Origin of the sequence: Parabacteroides leei (assembly GCF_023369805.1) — a bacterium.
GTDB lineage: Bacteria > Bacteroidota > Bacteroidia > Bacteroidales > Tannerellaceae > Parabacteroides > Parabacteroides leei.
This window is the reverse complement of the sequence record NZ_JAMBQG010000002.1, coordinates 441,859-460,708: the sequence shown is the minus strand read 5'-3', so window position 1 is coordinate 460,708 and position 18,850 is coordinate 441,859. Positions and strand designations below refer to the sequence as shown.

Annotated in this window: 13 protein-coding genes; 4 read left to right on the top strand and 9 right to left on the bottom strand. The window is 42.8% G+C overall.

Annotated elements, in window-relative coordinates:
• Window positions 1-649: 649 nt before the first annotated feature.
• A complete protein-coding gene (locus M1P97_RS05535; protein ID WP_249388586.1) occupies window positions 650-1,804 on the bottom strand; it encodes a glycosyltransferase family protein in 1,155 nt (384 codons plus the stop codon).
• Window positions 1,801-2,604, bottom strand: coding sequence for a UDP-2,3-diacylglucosamine diphosphatase (locus tag M1P97_RS05530; protein WP_249388585.1), 804 nt, complete (start codon window positions 2,602-2,604; stop codon window positions 1,801-1,803). Before M1P97_RS05530 ends, M1P97_RS05535 begins: the two co-directional genes overlap by 4 nt.
• 215 nt (window positions 2,605-2,819) lie before the next feature.
• Here M1P97_RS05530 and M1P97_RS05525 point away from each other — a divergent pair, with 215 nt between their 5' ends.
• Complete coding sequence (locus M1P97_RS05525) at window positions 2,820-3,218, top strand: YkgJ family cysteine cluster protein (protein WP_249388584.1); 399 nt, start codon at window positions 2,820-2,822, stop codon at window positions 3,216-3,218.
• Between the two features lie 60 nt (window positions 3,219-3,278).
• Here the strand turns inward: M1P97_RS05525 and M1P97_RS05520 are convergent, their stop codons facing one another.
• Complete coding sequence (locus M1P97_RS05520) at window positions 3,279-5,435, bottom strand: elongation factor G (RefSeq protein ID WP_249388583.1); 2,157 nt, start codon at window positions 5,433-5,435, stop codon at window positions 3,279-3,281.
• A gap of 371 nt (window positions 5,436-5,806) precedes the next feature.
• On the opposite strand from M1P97_RS05520, the gene M1P97_RS05515 reads away from it, so the two are divergent.
• On the top strand, window positions 5,807-7,297 hold the full coding sequence (locus M1P97_RS05515; protein ID WP_249388582.1) for a capsule assembly Wzi family protein: 1,491 nt from the start codon (window positions 5,807-5,809) through the stop codon (window positions 7,295-7,297).
• Window positions 7,298-7,302: 5 nt separating this feature from the next.
• Window positions 7,303-7,746 (top strand): lipocalin-like domain-containing protein, encoded by a 444-nt coding sequence (locus M1P97_RS05510; protein ID WP_195370845.1) that lies wholly within the window; start codon window positions 7,303-7,305, stop codon window positions 7,744-7,746.
• Window positions 7,747-7,908: 162 nt separating this feature from the next.
• On the opposite strand, the gene M1P97_RS05505 is transcribed toward M1P97_RS05510, so the two are convergent.
• The 6 genes from M1P97_RS05505 to M1P97_RS05480 form a co-directional block, all read right to left on the bottom strand.
• The gene (locus M1P97_RS05505) at window positions 7,909-9,342 is read right to left on the bottom strand and encodes a Gfo/Idh/MocA family oxidoreductase (RefSeq protein ID WP_249388581.1); all 1,434 of its coding nucleotides are present in this window, start codon (window positions 9,340-9,342) and stop codon (window positions 7,909-7,911) included.
• A 25-nt stretch (window positions 9,343-9,367) separates the two neighbouring features.
• Window positions 9,368-10,222 carry a sugar phosphate isomerase/epimerase family protein gene (locus tag M1P97_RS05500; RefSeq protein ID WP_249388580.1) on the bottom strand — a complete coding sequence of 285 codons (855 nt, stop codon included), beginning with the start codon at window positions 10,220-10,222 and terminating at the stop codon, window positions 9,368-9,370.
• 35 nt (window positions 10,223-10,257) lie between these two features.
• Window positions 10,258-11,964, bottom strand: coding sequence for a RagB/SusD family nutrient uptake outer membrane protein (locus M1P97_RS05495; protein ID WP_249388579.1), 1,707 nt, complete (start codon window positions 11,962-11,964; stop codon window positions 10,258-10,260).
• A 12-nt stretch (window positions 11,965-11,976) separates the two neighbouring features.
• Window positions 11,977-15,156 carry a SusC/RagA family TonB-linked outer membrane protein gene (locus tag M1P97_RS05490; RefSeq protein ID WP_249388578.1) on the bottom strand — a complete coding sequence of 1,060 codons (3,180 nt, stop codon included), beginning with the start codon at window positions 15,154-15,156 and terminating at the stop codon, window positions 11,977-11,979.
• Between the two features lie 332 nt (window positions 15,157-15,488).
• Window positions 15,489-16,511, bottom strand: a complete 1,023-nt coding sequence (locus M1P97_RS05485; protein ID WP_249388577.1) for a FecR family protein — start codon at window positions 16,509-16,511, stop codon at window positions 15,489-15,491.
• 91 nt (window positions 16,512-16,602) lie between these two features.
• Complete coding sequence (locus M1P97_RS05480) at window positions 16,603-17,187, bottom strand: RNA polymerase sigma-70 factor (protein WP_249388576.1); 585 nt, start codon at window positions 17,185-17,187, stop codon at window positions 16,603-16,605.
• 438 nt (window positions 17,188-17,625) lie between these two features.
• Between M1P97_RS05480 and hemW the strand changes: the two genes are divergently transcribed.
• Window positions 17,626-18,753, top strand: coding sequence for a radical SAM family heme chaperone HemW (hemW, locus tag M1P97_RS05470; protein WP_249388575.1), 1,128 nt, complete (start codon window positions 17,626-17,628; stop codon window positions 18,751-18,753).
• Window positions 18,754-18,850 lie beyond the last annotated feature (97 nt).

Below are 18,850 nucleotides of genomic sequence, written 5' to 3'. Positions count from 1 at the left end.
ATCTATCTTCTATCGGCTTGCTTGTACGATCGTCAAATACTTCAGCAAAAGTAAGCAATAGTTTTTTATCCGCAATTATTTTCATTGATTTTTTTACATCATCATATCCTTTCTTATCAATTGAATACAGTACTCTGTACGAAAGGGGGAGTTAGGGTTACAAAGAAGAAATTCACACATCCCCTACCCCTTCCCAGAGAGGGGATAGTTATTTTGATAATATAAAAGGACAGAAGACTGTCGATAATAATGTCAAAAGAATATGCATATATTAATGTACGCGTACTTTATATATATAATCCGGATTCATTCATACATTTTTAATCGCAAATGCTTGACACAACATGAATTCTGGTGTATATTGCATGACACGATCCCCGTCGGCAGCTGCCTACCATTAAGCGATCAGCTACCGGGAGCTAAACTTCCGGCATACCATGATTAATCATCAGACTCCCTTATTTAAAATAAGAAAGGCTTAGCTTACAGATACGTAAGGCTTGCCTTACTTTTATGCAAGGCAGGCATTACTTTTTCGAAAAGCATACATTACATAGTTGAAAGAAGGATATTAAGAGCTTAATACTCCTGAGCTACAATGTTAGATATCCTGAATAAAAGGCTCATCTGCCGGGAACTATCCGGTGTGCTACAACGAGAAGTTCTTCGCCAGCCTATACACCCAGTGCATCGAGAAACGATGCCATACGGAAGAAGGCATCTCCTCCATCAACAAATCTTCTCGGAACTCACGCAGGATCAACCAATCCGCCTGTTTCACCCAATGACGAAAAGACGGGTTCGGCTGGTGAGTTTCGGACAGATGTAATAAAGCATCCAAATCGAAACGGCCGGCAACTACCCCGGCTCCCGACAAAGAGGCATCATAGGCATTACAAGCCTGTTCGATATGAGTAGGAACCATCAGAACGGGTTTATTCAGATACATTGCTTCACAAACAGACTCGAAACCGGCAGTCGTCGCATAAGCTTTCGCTCCTGCCATATATTTAACGAAGCGGATGTCGCTGAGTTGATGGAAGGAAAGGGTATCGTCTATCCGGGTTGTTTCTCCTGCATCTTTCTTATCCCAGAAAATATGCATCGGAACGTCTGGATGCCTGGCGTGCCAAGCTTTTACTTCTTCACTGAAACCGCTGTTCAATAAATAGCCATGCAGGTAGTTGCCCTTACGCGAGGTTTTATTTATTACCTCCTTACGCAACAATGGAGGAACTACAACGATCTTATCATTGGGCACTTCACGCATTTTTCTGAAAGACAAAGCCAGCTTCTTCGTCGCACCGATAGCCGTCACACGGGTAAAGAATTTCAACAGGGATAAAGAAACGCTATTCAACTTCGGAAAAGAGAAGTCGGGATGGAGGAAAAGATATTGGTGAGCGACACAAATCATAACGGCTTTCGGACGGGTAAACAGATAAGCGAGTCCCGTCAGTAATTCGTAAAAGTTGACCACCACATCGGCTTCCGTCTCCCGGATCATCCGGTCGATGTAACGGATGCTACCGGCATATTTATGTAAACGCAGCAGATTATAACCGATACTACTCAACAGGTTCACCTGCTTGTTCTTAGCCGTAGGCAGAAAGTTCGGACTTTCGAAGTGATAGACCGGCACATTGATCTTCTCTGTAAAAAACGACGGGATACGGCGGACCGGACTTTTCCCGACAAGTACGCCAACTACCTGATGACCTTCGTCGGTCAACTTCTGGCGAAGAGATAAGGCTTGGGTCAGGTGGCCCCTTCCCTCTCCTTGTATGACAAACAGTATCTTCATATCACTTCTGCGTATAATACAGTTTTCGAAATCTTTTCCTCATCGGCCTCATATTCAGCCTTGTTATAAGTGAGAATGCTCCATTCGCCTTGCTCGTTTTCAACCAGGGCAGTCATACTCTCCACCCAGTCGCCGGAATTGAGATAGTGCACATTGTCATACCGGACATTGGCCGCCTGATGGATATGTCCGCAGATAATACCGTCCAGTTTTCTGGATAAAGCCAGCTTCACCAGTTCCTTTTCGAAGTCGGAGATGTAAGAGACGGCACTTTTTACCCGATGCTTCACATGTTGGGAAAGGGAGAAATAGGGTTTACCCTGTTTTTCCCGGTTCTTGTTATAGATTTTATTCAGCCATAACAGGAAGGTATATCCTATGTCGCCCAGCATGGCAAGCCAGCGCATGTGGGTGGTCACTGTATCGAAGATATCACCGTGAGTCACCAGGTAACGCTTCCCGTGACTGTTCAGCAGATAATCTTTGACGATAGAGATATTGGAAAACTGGAACGGGACCAGTTTATCCAGGAAATCATCGTGATTACCACGTACATAAATGATCTTTGTCCCTTTCTTTTCCATCATCTTCATCAGGACTTTGAAGAAGTCGGTCTGTGCCTGCTTCCATCGTTTGCCTGACTTCTGGAGTTGCCAACCATCGATGATGTCACCGTTCAGTATCAGGCGGTCGCAGTCGATATATTTAAGGAAATTGGTTACTTCTTTTGTCTTTGAGTGCTCGGAACCCAAATGAATGTCAGAAAGCACAACGGTCGGATAATATTTTCTTAATTTCATACGTAAGAGATTTACACTGTACAAAAGAAGCGGTTTACTATTACAGGGATGCAACAACCGTGTGAAGATGCTTTTTCTTTTTCCGTTGCAAATGATTACATTTGTTCCCTCAAATTAAAACCCAATCGTTTTATGGATATTAACTCCCTCCCGGAGAGAGCTAAGAAAGTAAAAAAGAGACAAAAGCTTTTTTCAAATCAATTAAGAAGAATCGTTTGCGGGTACTGGACGATACGGTTCATGCCATCCACGAAGAGGTATTCGACTCGATCGATTGCCTGGAATGCGGGAATTGCTGCCGTACGCTGGGACCGCGTATCACAGATCGCGACATCGAACGGATTGCACAGGCGCTCCGCATCAAACCACATGAAGTAGTAACACGCCATTTGCATATAGACGAAGATAAGGACTATGTGTTCCGGTCGATGCCCTGCCCGTTTCTGGGGGCGGATAACTATTGCAGTATTTATGAGGACAGGCCGAAAGCTTGCCGCGAGTATCCGCATACGGACAGGAAGAAGTTTTATCAGATACATGCACTGACGATTAAGAATGCGCAAACTTGTCCGGGTGTTTTTGAGGTGTTGGAGCAGTTGAAGAGGGAGCTTTAGGAAGAAAAAAGGCAGCCGCTTGAAACAAGGGCTGCCTTATGGTTAGAGATTCTTTTTTGATTATTCTTCCGCCTGAGTAGCTTCGTAAGCCTTCAACAGTTTATCCTGTACATCAGAAGGAACAAGTTCGTAAGCGGCAAACTTCATTGTAAATGAAGCACGGCCACCAGTAATAGAACTCAAAGAAGTTGAATAGCTTGCCATTTCCTTCAAAGGAACTTTGGCCAACAACTTTTCAAATCCCTTTTCACTGTTCATACCCATAATGATGGCACGACGACCTTGCAGGTCACTCATTACATCACCCAGATAATCACCCGGAACGGATACTTCTACGTCATAAACCGGTTCCAGAATCTTAGGTCCTGCTTCTTTAAAGGCAGCACTGAAGGCATTACGACCGGCCAGCATGAAAGAAATTTCATTACTGTCTACCGGGTGCATCTTGCCATCATAAACAATGATGCGCACGTCACGGGCGTACGAACCGGTCAACGGTCCCTGTTCCATACGTGCCATAATACCTTTCAGAATAGCCGGCAAGAAACGTGCATCGATGGCTCCACCAACGATACTGTTAATAAATACCAGCTTACCACCCCAGTCCAAATCAATAGTTTGCGTATCACGTACGCTAATTTTAAATTCCTGTCCGCCGAAACGATACATATCCGGAGCCGGCATACCTTCGTAATACGGTTCCACGATCAGGTGAACTTCACCGAACTGGCCAGCACCACCGGACTGTTTCTTATGACGATAGTCCGCACGGGCCGCCTTCGTGATTGTTTCACGATACGGAATCTTCGGTTCGATATATTCGATCGGCAACTTATCATTATTTTCAATTCTCCACTTCAATGTGCGCAGGTGGAATTCTCCCTGTCCGGAAACAATCGTTTGTTTCAACTCCTTGGATTGTTCGATCACCCATGTCGGGTCTTCCTCACGCATACGGTTCAGGATCTCCATCATCTTTTCCGAATCGGCTTCGTTAACCGGTTTCACGGCACGACGATATTTAGGATCCGGATATTTGATAAAGTCGAACTTGTAGTCGCAACCCTTTCCGTTCAATGTATTACCGCGACGTACATCCTTCAGTTTCACAGTCGCACCGATATCACCGGCAACCATTTCAGTCACAGCATTACGGGTCTGACCTGCAACAGAGAATAACTGAGCGATACGTTCTTTCGATCCACGATCGGCATTCAGCAAATCATCTCCTTCTTTTACTTTTCCTGATATCACTTTAAAATAGGAAACCTGGCCGATATGCGGTTCTACAGTCGTCTTAAAAAAGAACAGGCTGGTCGGTCCACTCGATTCGGGAGTAACTTCCACACCTTCGGTTGTCACCGGACGAGGCATCTTATCTGTACAAGGAACTACATTTCCAAGGAATTCCAACGTACGACGCACACACATATCGCGTCCTGCACATACACAGAAGACAGGGAACATACCGCGGATGACCAAACCGGCACGGATACCTGCACGCATATCGTCTTCGCTCAAAGTACCTTCTTCAAAGAACTTTTCCATCAGCATATCGTCGTTCTCGGCAGCAGCCTCCACAAGGGCCTTGTGAAGTTCCATCGCTTTGTCCATTTCCTCTTCAGGAATTTCCAATACATCAGGTACGCCACCTTCCGGCTTCCAACGATACATCTTCATCTTCAAAACGTCGACAATAGCATTGAAAGAAGAACCGGTACTGATCGGATACTGGATCTGGACGATCTTGCTACCGAACTGATCTTTCAGCTGGGCAATAGTACCATCGAAGTCCGCCTTGTCGTTATCTAACTGGTTTACAACAAAAATAACGGGTTTATGAAATTGTTCTGTATACCGGAACTGGTTCATTGTTCCCACTTCCACACCATACTGGGCATTCAATACCATCAGTGCCGTATCGGTTACGTTCAGGGCTGAAACTGCTCCACCGATAAAGTCATCCGAACCCGGACAATCGATAAAGTTCAACTTCCTGTCTTGCCATTCAACACTGAAAACGGTCGAGAACACTGAGTAACCATACTCTTTCTCAACCGGGAAATAATCGCTCACCGTATTTCCTGCGTCTACAGTACCGCGACGTTTTATAACTCCACCCTCGTAAAGCATAGCTTCAGCGAGAGTGGTTTTCCCAGAGCCCGAACTTCCCAGGATAGAGATGTTCTTAATTTCGTTTGTTTGGTATACTTTCATGATATCAGGTATTAATTGAGTTTAACAATAAATATCAACCACGTGAATTACTCACGAGGCCGCAAATTAGAGAATGTACAGGAAAAATGCAATTATCGTCCGGTGTTTGAGAACTATGTTATGCAGCAGACTATGCTTATTACATAGATCCGACCTTACCCACTATGCCACATATCCGATTGACTAACACGGCAAACTGGTTACAAGGCTAGAATTAAATTTAGCGGATTACAGGAAAGTCATTATTGAATATTTCCTATCTTTGTCCTCTTGTTTTTATTGCGGAGGCTCGCACTCTACTTATTTTATGTACATGAATTTACTAAACAGAATAGCTATATTCTGAAGTAAATATCTATAACAAGTATTTAATGATATACAAATTACGAACAGTGTTACTGACTATCTGTTGTCACACTACATTCTTATATGGACAAACAACAGATCCGTCTCTTACCTATCATGTAGAAACAGGAGCCACTGCGGGGAGAGGCAATTATGCCCCACTCTGGTTTACCGCCAATAGGAACGGTCTGTCCAGTATTGAACCTAACAGTGCCTATCTGGAAGCCGGACTTACCTTTAATAGAAAGCTGAAGCATCACTGGAACCTACAAGCCGGACTCGATCTGGCAACAGCGGCAAACAACACTTCTGCATTTATTATTCAGCAGGCTTATGCTGATATATCCTGGCAATGCCTAAGTATGAGTGTCGGCAGTAAGGAACGCGATCCTTTTGGGAAAAATCCGCAATTAAGCAGCGGAGGAATGGTAGAAGGGAATAATACCCGCCCCGTTCCCCAGGTAAGAGTCGGCATTGAGGAATTCACCGATGTGCCTTTTACCAACGCCTGGTTGAAAGTGAAAGGACACATAGCCTACGGACGTTTTACCGACGACCGTTGGCAACGTGATTATGTGGCTGTCAACAAGCAATATGTAGAAGATATATTATATCACAGTAAGTCTCTATTATTCCGTATCGGTAAAAAAGAGAAATTTCCTCTCGAACTCGATTTCGGTATGATCATGGCAGCACAGTTCGGCGGCAAGGTCTACGAATATGATGCCAACCGGCATCCCAAACAAATCTACACCATGCCGAATGGGATAAAGGAGTTTTTCGATGTATTTATACCCGGAAAGGGAGGCGATGATTCGCCCTGGGGAGACCAGGTCAATATCCTGGGTAACCATGTGGGCAGCTGGAACCTTTCATTGAGTTACTATCTGGACAACTGGGTACTGAGAGGATATTACGAACATTTCTTCGACGACCATTCGCAGATGTTCTTTGAATACGGACGGTGGAAGGACGGACATATCGGCCTGGAAGTAACCTTGCCTCATAACCGGTGGGTCAGTACGTTCGTATGGGAAGGCCTGGCCACCAAAGACCAGACAGGTCCGATGTTGTACGACGGGTTTGCCGGCCACTTCAGCGAATACCAGATCAGCGCGAAAGACAACTATTACAATAATTACTATTACCAAAGCTGGCAGCACTGGGGTATGGGAATGGGGAACCCTCTCCTTCCGGCACCTCTTTATAATGAAGACGGAAGTTTACTGTTTAAGAGTAACCGCATATTGTCACAACATATCGGCTTCAACGGAAATCCCTCGAAAGAAATAAGCTACCGCGTACTGATGAGTTACACCAGACATTGGGGGACATACGATAATCCTTTGGATGAAGTTCGCAAACAATTCAACTCCCTGTATGAAGTCACATACAGTCCACGGAAACTCCGGGGCTGGTCTATCTCTGCTGCACTGGGACTCGACCACGGTACTTATCTGGGGAACAACACCGGCGGCATGTTAGTAATCAAAAAAGAAGGGATCATCCTGAAATAAGACATATGAAAGCAAGAATAAATAAGAACCTGAATATACTTATCATGCTTCTTTGCTGCATGATCTTTTCAAGCGGCTGCGAGAAAGCGCCTATGAACGGCAATGCAGATGGACAATGGCAGTTGATACATTTCGAAACGGCGGACGGAACCATTCACCCGTGCGAACGGATATATTATGCCATACAATTACAGTTGGTGGAAATCAGAGATAAAAGTGAGAACAAATACGGTACTTTCGTCGGCCGTTTCAACTACGACCAGGAGGCCGAAAAGATTACAGTAAAAGAGTTTAATGTTCCCTACAATGAAAATGTAATGGCTACCGGGGAGCAGCTCCTGCCTTTTGGCATGGACAGTACGGAAACAGTATTCGACGTAATCAAAGCAGACGGTAAATCTTTAATTCTCCGGTCGGACTATGCAACGTTAACATTCCGGAGTTTTTGATAAGCAGCTTTTTTACCTACATTTGTTATCAGAAGGTATGAAATTTTATTTTTACGTTTGGAAACCGTTACCCTCACAAGTTTGAAGTGCACCTCAAAAGTTTTTTGTCTAACTTTTGGGGTGCACTTCATTTTTTAGTATCCCACAATAATAAAGTTATCACTATATTTTGTAATACTGCTCCCAGTCTTCACGAGGTTGTTCACCTATTAACATTTGATTTGCAACCGAATCATTACAGATCTGTTTCGACTCCCGGTCAAAAACCAATTTTCTGTTCAGACGTTGTGCCAATACTCCAAGACAAAAGACTTGGCTTAACGGCCCAGCCACAGAAAAAGGAGAACGAGTTTTTTCTTTTCCTTGACAAGCCAATAAGAAATTTGCATAATGATCTGAAGGACTTTTTCCATACTCCGGTAAAACCGGATTCATATCTTTCGCTATTTTATCCGGAATAACAGACAATGTACTTCCATGAGATCCTCCCTTAAACGTCAATGTTTTCGTATAAATTTCTTTACCTGGATTCAGATTCACCAATTGCAATTTACCTCCATTCACAGCAGGGATATTCGGATCAACCTCTGAAGTACCATAATTTTCAGGAACAGCCGGAATATTATCCAAACCATCATACCAAGTCACATCTACCGCCGGCATATTATTCCGCTCAGGGAATTTAAAAAGGATCGTAGACGACATCGGATAAAAAAACGGATTATGGTCTTTCAGATATAACGGATTAATTTCATTAGGCAAACCTAAATCAAGAAATTCATGAGCCGTATCTAAAAGATGCGCTCCCCAGTCGCCCAAAGTCCCCATCCCAAAATCATACCAGCAACGCCATTGTCCCAAATGATAATCATGATTATATTCGTGATAAGGCCGTACGCCGAGCCAAGTATTCCAATCCAATGATTTCGGAACAGGTTCACCTATCGGCAAATGCTTAATATTCGGATTCCAACCATGCCAACGACGAGGATTATTCATGTGAGCAGTAATTGCAGTGACATCTTTTATTAATCCAGCCTCTTTCCATGCTTTAAACTGAAAATAATTCGCTTCCGAATGTCCTTGATTTCCCATTTGAGTAACTACCCCAAATTTCTTTTCCGCCCGCATCATCAGTTCCACTTCCTGGAAAGTACGAGCCATCGGCTTTTCCACATAAACATGCTTTCCATGAGCCATAGCTTCAATAGTAATTGGAAAATGGGAATGGTCAGGAGTACAAACCGTGACAGCATCGATCTTATCAGCCATTTTGTCAAACATCTGACGAAAATCCTGAAAACGAGGGACGTCCGGAAACATTGAAATAATCTTCTGAGTATGCGGAGCTCCCATATCGACATCACAAAGGGCAATCACTTCACACAGTCCGGTTTTAAACATCCGTTGTGAAATATCAGCTCCCCGGTTGCCGATACCTATAAAAGCGACTCTCACTTTATCATTTGCACTCATACGGGGTGCAACAGAAGCAGCATTCGCTTTGGGAATCCAAAATGAAGGTATCGCCGATACCGCTGAAAAAGCCAAAGCCTGTTTAAAAAATGAGCGACGTGAAATAATATCTGACTTCATTATCTTTATAAATTCAAATTAAACATCAATAAACCATATCACTAACAGCTTTGAAATAACCGATAGATTCAGCAATTCCTAAAAACGGATCATTCCTATCCTTTTCATATTCCAAGCTACACATTCCTGTATAGTTGACTTCACGCATCATCTGTACTAAAGCAGGAAAATCAATCTTTCCACGACCTAATTCAATACTATGTCCTGCTTTTGTCGAGTCTGTCACATCCTTGATATGCATATCAAATACACGCGTATGATATTTTTTCAAATCAGCGACAGGATCACGGCCGCTACGCAAATCATGACCTATATCCAGACACATACCAATACGTGGGTCCAAATCTTTCGTATGTTCCCACACATCTTTGGCATTCGGGAATACTGGCAAATCAGGTCCATGCAAATGGATGGCATAGTGAAAATTGTACTCCTTTACCTTTTTATCCACGTATGACAATAGTTCATACGTTGGAACACCGACTATCGTTTTTACTCCTACTCGCTTTGCATATTCAAACGCATGGTCTATTTCATCTTTTGTCTTCATATTGATCGGACCGACAGCATATCCTTTCACACCATACGAGGCACATTTGGTATGCAACTCTTCTATTTGTGCATCCGTACAATCGTAAGGCAGATGAAAATCTTTTATACAGAGATAATGAATATCCAGACGCTGCAAAGTCTTCAACGTAGTTTCCAAATCAAACGCAACAAACGTAAAGCCAGCCATGCCCAAATGAAAAGGATTCACAGCTTTCTCCACCCTTGATTTCACCATATCTGTAACATGGGCTTTCACTAAACCTGGAGTAGCTATAAAGGCAGCACAGGTCAACCCTTTTTTGAAGAATGTTCTTCTTGACTTTTCCATCAGATTATATTTTTACAATCACTTATTGATATTTATTAATTATAACCCGGATTTTGCGTTAACGCACCACCAGTTGCATCAATCTCCGTTTGTGGTATCGGCCATAAGATATTATAATCCCTCACATTCATAGCCGGAGCCTGCGGGTTATCATTGTTCTTCCGCAGATATTCAAGGAATTTGCCTGTGCGACGTAAAACCACATCACGAATTTCTTCCGTATATAATTCACGAACTCGCTCATCCAACAGATAACCAATCGAAACATCACTTGCAGTGATCGGCTTAGCATTCGCGCGTGAACGGACCACATTAATATCATCTGCCGCTTTTTGCATTTCGCCCAACTGAATATATGCTTCAGCACGGTTCAAATAAGTTTCCGCTAATCGCATAAAATAACAATCTTTCCACGTATATCCGGCACCACTACGAAGAGGCTCGGCCTGAACATGACAAGGATCACCGACCTTTCCGATCCAATAAGGATAAATATAGTTACATGTATCCTTCATCTGATTACGACCATTCGTTTCATAACTGCCCCACAAGCTGAAATCGATTGCTTGTCCGTTATAAGGGGATTCCGGATTTTGGAAATAGTAGGTTCGTTTGATGTTATGAGGAGCATTCCGAATATCATTGTTCCAATCCGATTCCCAAACTTTATTTGTTACATAGTAAGTCGGACGCGACCAGGAAACCGGACGACTCAACGTATCTGTATATCCTGTATATTTACCATCGATCAATTCACCTAATATACAAGTATATCCGGCTGGATCATTTCCTAAAGAATAATAACGGGGACCATGACGGCGAGGACCGTTATTTTGACCTCCTCCATCCGATAAGTTGGCAGCAAACTGAGCAACCCAGATAGCTTCTTTGTTTTCACTCAAATTCTGATTTCCATAAGCAAACAGATCCAAGAAGACATCCCCCGTGCCAAACACATCGTTTGTCGAACCGAAACGTTCGGTCATCAATCGATAACCAAAATCATCAATTACATGTGTAGAAGCATCAACCGCTTTCTGATACTCACCTGCTTGCAAATAGACTTCAGACAATAACTGATAAGCAGCCCCTTTCGTGATACGCCCCTTTTCATCTTCTTTACCGGGATCAGGAAGATGCTGGGTAGCAAAAAGCAAATCGTTTTCTATCTGGGCATACACCTCTTTCAAAGGGGTACGGACAAAATCAGTCTTAGGCGTACTCACAGCCTCTGTCACCAAAGGAATATCTCCATAAAATGAAGCCAGCAAACGATAGGCATAAGCACGGAAGAAAAGAACTTCTCCCTTATACATTGCCTGCTGTTCTGCACTTTCCCAGCCAGTCGTTGCTTCATTATCGATATAGAGCAACAATTCATTGGCACGACTGATCAGCATATACATGTTGTTCCACAATTTATAGAACAAGCTATTAGTAGGGGTCAACACTTCATACGTCACTCCTCCCGGATTCTCTCCGTTATAGCTGACATCTGCCATCGAACTGTAAAAATAGACAATGGCATCATCTCCATAGTACAACGCATCACGCAGATAGTTGTGAAGTCCGTTTATTCCTAATTTAATACCCGAAGCTTCTGTATAGGTATTCTCAGGAGACAAAAAATCCAACGGTTTCTCTTCTAAGAAATTCTCATTACACCCTAACAATCCACCCAACAAGAATGTCATTGCCACTAATTTAGAAAAGATCGTATTTGATATAAAATTGTATTTCATAATTTTATCTATTTAAAGTGATAACTTGATTCCAAATTGCAAACTACGAGTCAGTGGGAATGTCGTATATTCAGGATCCCATCCATCCCAACCAGTAAATGTATAGAGGTTCTTTCCGGTCAAAAATAGTTGCAGCTGACCGATAACTCCCGTTTTCTGCAATAACTTCTTATCAAACGTATACATCAAAGAAACATCCTGAAGACGGACAAAACCTCTATTCTGATAGATATCGGTCGCAATCTGCTGGTTTCTGAACAGGGCAAGTCCCTCATTTGAGCGATTCTCCGGTGTCCAATACTCCCGGGTAGAAGGCTGGTTCAGACGGATTACATAATCAGAACTATTATTTGGAGCCAAAAGACCGTTACCTCCCATATAATAGCCTCCTCCACCCAACATCGAGTTCAGCATAAAGTACAAAGACCAGTTTTTCCATGTCAACGTATTATTAAAGCTGAAGCGGCAACTCGGATTCTTGTTACCGATGATCTTACGGTCATGTTCTGCATCGATCTTTCCATCTCCATTCAAATCGGCAAACTTCTGTTGTCCCGGATACCAACCGTCATAAATTTCACCGGAATACAAATCCTCCTCTTGCCAAACACCGGTCATTTCATACGAATAGATAGCTCCGATCGATTCGCCGACAAACCAACCATTCGTCAAATCTTGTGTAGCTCCATCACCATAGAGTTCAGTAATCTTATCCCGGTTCAACGAGAAAGTGAAACCTGATGACCAAGAAAAATTACTATTCTGAATGTTTACTGAATTAAGTTCGACTTCCAAACCTTTATTCTCCACACCGCCTAAGTTGGCCCAAACCCAACTATATCCGGTGACATTTGGTAACGTACGCTTAACTAATACATCCGATGTCTTTGATTTATACACTTCAAACGAACCGTTCAGACGTTGGTTAAAAAGACCGAAATCAATACCGAAGTTCCACGAAGAAGTACGTTCCCATTTCAAGTCCTTATTAGCCATCGCAGAAGGATATAAAGAGATCACCTTATCGTCATTATAGTTATAAGCACCTAATCCTAACTTGGCAAGTGAAGCATAACGACCGATTCCTTGGTTTCCGTTCTGCCCATAAGAAAGACGCAACTTCAAATAGGTATCTTCAAACGGATTAAAATCTTCTTCCGAAATCACCCAACCGATAGAAGCAGAAGGAAGCGTCACATATTTATTATTGCTACCGAAGCCGGAGTAACCATCCCGACGAACCGTACCCGTCAACAAATAACGATTCTTATAGTTGTAATTGATACGTCCCATCAGACCTACATTAGATTCCTGCCAAGCCGTACTTGCTAAGGTAAACAAGGTTCCGATACCCAAATTGTTATATCCCAAATTGTCCGTATCAAACGACTCAGCAGTAGCAGTAGTCTTATCTCCCCATCTCTTTTCCGTCGTATAAACAAATGTAGCATTCAACGAATGATCACCGAACTCTCTTTGATAAGCGAAAATATGGTTGAACAAATAAGCATTTTCATTTTCCGGTTCTTTCACAGCCTTCCCGTTATTGATAAAACCACCATCCACATCTGCCGGATAGAACGTATTATTATCCCGATGATAGCGAGTCGTAGAATAATTGAAGTCATAAGACAAACCTTTGATAAAAGGCACATCCACACGTCCGGTCAACGTTAGGAAAAGTGTGTTCCGCAAGTCCGAATTATCGATAGCCAGATATTGCAGCGGGTCTTTCATGGCCGATTCATTCGCAAACTCCATCCGGTAATATCCCGGCGTATCAAAATCATAAGTAGCCATAGGAGTCGCTTTTGTCGCATAATCAAAATTGGCTGAAACACCTGAATAATCACGATGGGAGAAATTGACATTTGCTCCGATTTTCAACCAATCCGTCACTTTCGTATCTACTTTCGCATTAAAAGTATAACGCTTGAACTGGTCATTCAACAGCAAACCTTCTTCATCATGGTAAGCACCTGACAAATAATAATTGACATACTCCGAACTTCCTCCGACACCTAAGTTATAATCCTGTGTCAAACCGGTCCGCATCACTTTGTCTATCCAATCGATATCCGTGCCCAACATATAGTTATCTTTCTCTTCCTGCGATCTCAAATAATAGGCTCTCGCCTCTCTAGTCGAAACATCCGGATAAGCGGGACGACCAGTATCACTTGTCGGATTCGTCTGATACCAAGTATGCAAGTCCTGCTGATAGGCATAATCGGCCAAACGCATCGTATACTCTTCTGCATTCATATAGCTTGCGCTATAATTAGAGGCAGACTGTGTCCCTATCGACATATTGAAGGAAACGGTCGGTTTCTCTGTTTTCCCTTTTTTAGTCGTTACCAAAATCACACCATTTGCAGAACGGGCACCATACACAGCCGCCGCACTTGCATCTTTCAAGATATCGATACTACTGATGTCGTTTACATTGATATCAGACATAGATCCATTATAAATAATACCGTCCAAAACGATCAGAGGATTTTGAGAGGCTGAAAACGAATTTGTTCCACGAATACTCAGACTTACATCCTCTCCGGCATATCCGCTCTGAGCAGTATTGACACCGGCAGTAGATCCGACAAGAGCCTGAGACAAACTCATATTAGAGACAGCTGGCGAATTTTCCAAATTCACCCTTTTGACTGCGCCTGTCAAGTCTTTCTTTTTCATGGTTCCATATCCGACAACCACTACTTCTTCCAATCTTTCGGTATCTTCCCGGAGTGTTATGGTATAGGACGTCGCCTGATCATTGATTTTTATTTCTTGAGAGACATATCCTATATAAGAAACTATTAACGTTGCACCAGGTGCAACGTTAAGGACGAAACGTCCTTCCGAATCGGATATAATACCGTTCATTGTTCCTTTTTCCACAATATTCGCTCCAACCACCGGACCGAATGCATCCAAGACAACACCTGTGATCTTCTTTCCCTCTTGAGTAACTTTTGTTTCCTCTGCCTTTTTCTCCGTTATTATAATATTCTTATTATAAATCTTAAAATCACAATCCGGCAGAATCAATGCCAATATCTCCGATATATTTTTATCTTCGGCATTCACAGTGACTCGCTTGTCCGCATTAATGACCTTGTCATTATAATAAAAAGTAAACTCACTCTTACTCTCTATTCCTTTTAGAACGTCTTTGACAGTTGAATTTTCCATGCTTAGGTTTATCCGAGTACTTTGTGCATAAGACTCTGTAGCAGAAACCCTAAATAGCATAACGGTTAACATAATCAGGACTAATTTCATAATCCGAACATTTTTGTGTGTTAAGAAAGGGCACAAGACATCCTTTCCATTAAAATTATTCATATTTTTACATGGTTTTTTTGTTAGACTTTATCGCCGAACTCCGCCAAGAGAAGCGATAGGTTAATAAAATTCTTAAATAGGTGGATGTTACCGCATTCACCTATTGCATTAATAATACTTACATCATTCCTCCTTTCCCATATTTTTATTATTTTTAAGGTTAATACTTCGCTTTTATACTATTTTGGTATAATATATACTTTCCCACTTTTTATCTCGTACCTGATAGGCGCTATGAGACTCATTGCCTCCATCACCTCTTCGATGCTCTCCTGCCGGATCGTGAAAGAAAGGCGAGTGGAAGCGGCAAACTGCTTCGGGCATTCGATCTCCATATTATAGCGTCCCTCCATACTGATCAGGATATCAGCCAGACAGTCGTTGTCGAACACCAGGCGGTCCTTGATCCAGTCGGCATACAAACCGACTTTCGCTTCTTCGACAGAGGCGATCTGATCCGACTTACGGTATCTGAACAGTTCATTCGGTTTCAAGTAAACCGGATCTTTCAAAGCTTTTCCCGATATCTTCACACTGCCGTTCAGCAAAGCGGTCTCTACAAATTCACCGGAAGAATAGCTATCAAGATCGAAGCAAGTACCCAAGACCTCCACATCTATCTCTCCCGCCTGTACGACAAAAGGCTTTTTCGCATCTTTCGCCACCTCAAAATAGGCTTCTCCTTCCAAAGAGACGAACCGCCTGTTACCAGTAAATTGATTCGGATAAGTCAGTTTGGTTTCCGAATTCAGCCAAACCACCGATCCATCGGGCAACGTGAACCGGCCCTTGCTTCCTTTTGCTGTTATCAATTGATTTTGTACGATGACATCCGAAACGGAATGCTCCCTCCAACTGCCGATACCATAACCTATTCCCAACAAAAGCAACAATACGGCAGCAACCCGCGTCCAACGCAAAACCACCGATAACGTTTTTCTCTCCGTAAGCGATTCCCTTTCCATCCGGCCCTGCTCCAGCAAGATACGGTCTTTCAGTTTCTCCAAAGCGATATCGACCTCCAACTCGTTTCCGGCTGCAACATTACAAGACAGCCACAAATCACGGGTTACAGCAAAATCATCCCGATTACCGTCCGATTGTTTCAGCCACCGAAGCAGCAACATCTTCTCTTCCAGCGCTGCCGAGTCATCCAGATAACGGATTATGATTTCGTTGATATCGTTTGTTCCTTCTTTCATTTATAGATTCATTTATTAGTAATACAAAAAAAGAGCTTTTTACCCTACCTCCATCCTACAAAAATTATGTTTCTTTTCATCCTCCAGCAATCTAATGAGAAAGACAAGTGACTGCCAGCACCAACAAAGGAAATAAGTTCTTTTGGACAAGATGTTTCTTCAAGCCATAAAGAGCTTTACCTATCTGTTTTTCAACCGCCTTGATGCTAATATCCAGCTGTTCCGCAATCTCGCGGTTTTTCAAGCCGTAGCTCCGACTTAGCATAAATACTTTACGGCATTGAGGGGGAAGCGTCTTTATATAAGATATGATTTCTTCTTCTAGTTCTTTCAATAACAAACTCTGCTCGGAATTTTGCATATAAGAAGTGACATACTGATCCAAAATGTCTGCTTCCCTTGCCGGCTCTAGAGTACATACATCTTGCTGCTTTTTATTCAGCGCATTCAAGGCATGCGTATAAACCGCCCTGAAAAGATAGGACTTCACAGCAGCGTCTTCAAAACGAATGCTTTCACGCCGTTGCCACAGTTCAAAAAAGACATCCTGCACGATATCTTCCGACAGATCTTTGTCGTTAACAAAACGGAAAGCATACGCTCGCAAGGGCTTGTAAAAGCGTTTGAACAAAGCCTCCAACGCCGTAAAATCTTGAACATATCTTTCTGATGACATGAGCTTATTATTTTATGAAAGACAAAAATATGGATATTTTTCATTTAATGCCGGCAGAATAACGGCAAATTCCTAGATGTCCGCTAGCCGGTCAGACATGCGTCCCATATCACGGTTCAGTTTTTCTTTTGTTATTTTCGCATAGACTTGCGTCGTCTTGACAGACTTCATCTTTTCATCGCATATTTCTTATAATCCTTTAGATATTGCTCGTACACAGTCATCAACGTACGGAAACGGTGTTCCAGGCCGAGAAACGCATAGGTTATTATTAGGTTACGCAGCTCCTGTTCAACTTGGCTTTACCTCGGTTTTAGATGGCTTCGCCTTTCAATCTTAAATTTTCCAACCCCCTTGTCAATCAATTCCATTACCCCGTATTTCTTATTTCCACTTTTTATTTCTACCTTTGTATAAAAAGAGCTAAATTAGTGCGATATGGCAGGCCTTTATATACACGTTCCATTCTGTGCCAAACGATGTTTGTATTGCGATTTTTTTTCCAACACGGAAATGAAATACAAAGAACCGTATGTGACTGCCCTTATTCGAGAACTGGAAATAAGAAAGGATTACATCGGCAATGAACCGTTGGAAACGATCTACTTCGGAGGAGGAACTCCCTCCCAATTACAAGCCACTGACTTCGAACGCATATTTGATGCCATACAACGCTTATTCGACATATCCGGTTGCAAAGAGGTCACACTCGAAGCCAATCCGGATGATATGACACCCGAGTACGTTGCCAGCCTTCGTACATTTCCTTTCAACCGTATCAGCATGGGGGTACAAAGTTTCAAGGCGGAAGACCTGCGCTTCCTCAACCGCCGGCACGACCGGGAACAAGCCTTGCGGGCCGTTGAGTTATGTAAAGAAAATGACCTCTCGAATATAAGTATCGACCTGATCTACGGTCTCCCCGGACAGACATTGAAAGAATGGGAGTCGAACCTCGACAGGGCTATCCACCTGGATATTCCCCATATCTCAGCCTACCATTTAATATATGAAGAAGGAACCGCCTTATATAAATTAAAGGAAGCCGGAAAGATATCTCCTGTCGAAGAAGAGGTCAGCGTATCTCTGTTCACCTCTCTGATCGACCGGCTGACGGCAAACGGCTATCTTCATTACGAAATATCCAACTTCGCACGCCCCGGAATGATCTCCCGTCATAACAGTTCCTACTGGACCGGGAAGAAATACCTGGGAGCAGGTCCGTCCGCTCATTCCTACAATGGGGAAAGCCGTCAATGGAATGTTTCTTCCCTTCCGGCCTATATCCGGGGGATTGAAAGCGGATCACCAGAGATAGAGGTGGAAGAGCTGGATATAAGCACCCGTTATAACGATTTCATTATTACCGGGCTTCGTACTATGTGGGGCGTCAATTTAACCGAAATTCAAGGAAAGTTCGGAAAAGACAAATTAATCTATTGCCAAAAGCAGGCCGCCCCTTACCTCAAGCAAGGACTTCTTATCGAAAAAGACGAAAACCTAACGCTTTCCCGCAACGGAATTTTCATATCAGATAGTATAATGAGCGACCTTTTATGGGTCTAAAATTAACAAAACAGGCCTCCGAAACAACGAAACAGGGGGTTATTCGTACAAATTCTGCACATTTTCACGATTTTTGAGAAATAAATAGTACAACATA

Bases quoted from the DNA above. Each gene is read 5' to 3' on its own strand.
- M1P97_RS05535 (WP_249388586.1), bottom strand. From the start codon at position 1,804: ATGAAGATACTGTTTGTCATACAAGGAGAGGGAAGGGGCCACCTGACC.
- M1P97_RS05530 (WP_249388585.1), bottom strand. From the start codon at position 2,604: ATGAAATTAAGAAAATATTATCCGACCGTTGTGCTTTCTGACATTCAT.
- M1P97_RS05520 (WP_249388583.1), bottom strand. From the start codon at position 5,435: ATGAAAGTATACCAAACAAACGAAATTAAGAACATCTCTATCCTGGGA.
- M1P97_RS05515 (WP_249388582.1), top strand. From the start codon at position 5,807: ATGATATACAAATTACGAACAGTGTTACTGACTATCTGTTGTCACACT.
- M1P97_RS05510 (WP_195370845.1), top strand. From the start codon at position 7,303: ATGAAAGCAAGAATAAATAAGAACCTGAATATACTTATCATGCTTCTT.
- M1P97_RS05505 (WP_249388581.1), bottom strand. From the start codon at position 9,342: ATGAAGTCAGATATTATTTCACGTCGCTCATTTTTTAAACAGGCTTTG.
- M1P97_RS05500 (WP_249388580.1), bottom strand. From the start codon at position 10,222: ATGGAAAAGTCAAGAAGAACATTCTTCAAAAAAGGGTTGACCTGTGCT.
- M1P97_RS05495 (WP_249388579.1), bottom strand. From the start codon at position 11,964: ATGAAATACAATTTTATATCAAATACGATCTTTTCTAAATTAGTGGCA.
- M1P97_RS05490 (WP_249388578.1), bottom strand. From the start codon at position 15,156: ATGGAAAATTCAACTGTCAAAGACGTTCTAAAAGGAATAGAGAGTAAG.
- M1P97_RS05485 (WP_249388577.1), bottom strand. From the start codon at position 16,511: ATGAAAGAAGGAACAAACGATATCAACGAAATCATAATCCGTTATCTG.
- M1P97_RS05480 (WP_249388576.1), bottom strand. From the start codon at position 17,187: ATGTCATCAGAAAGATATGTTCAAGATTTTACGGCGTTGGAGGCTTTG.
- hemW (WP_249388575.1), top strand. From the start codon at position 17,626: ATGGCAGGCCTTTATATACACGTTCCATTCTGTGCCAAACGATGTTTG.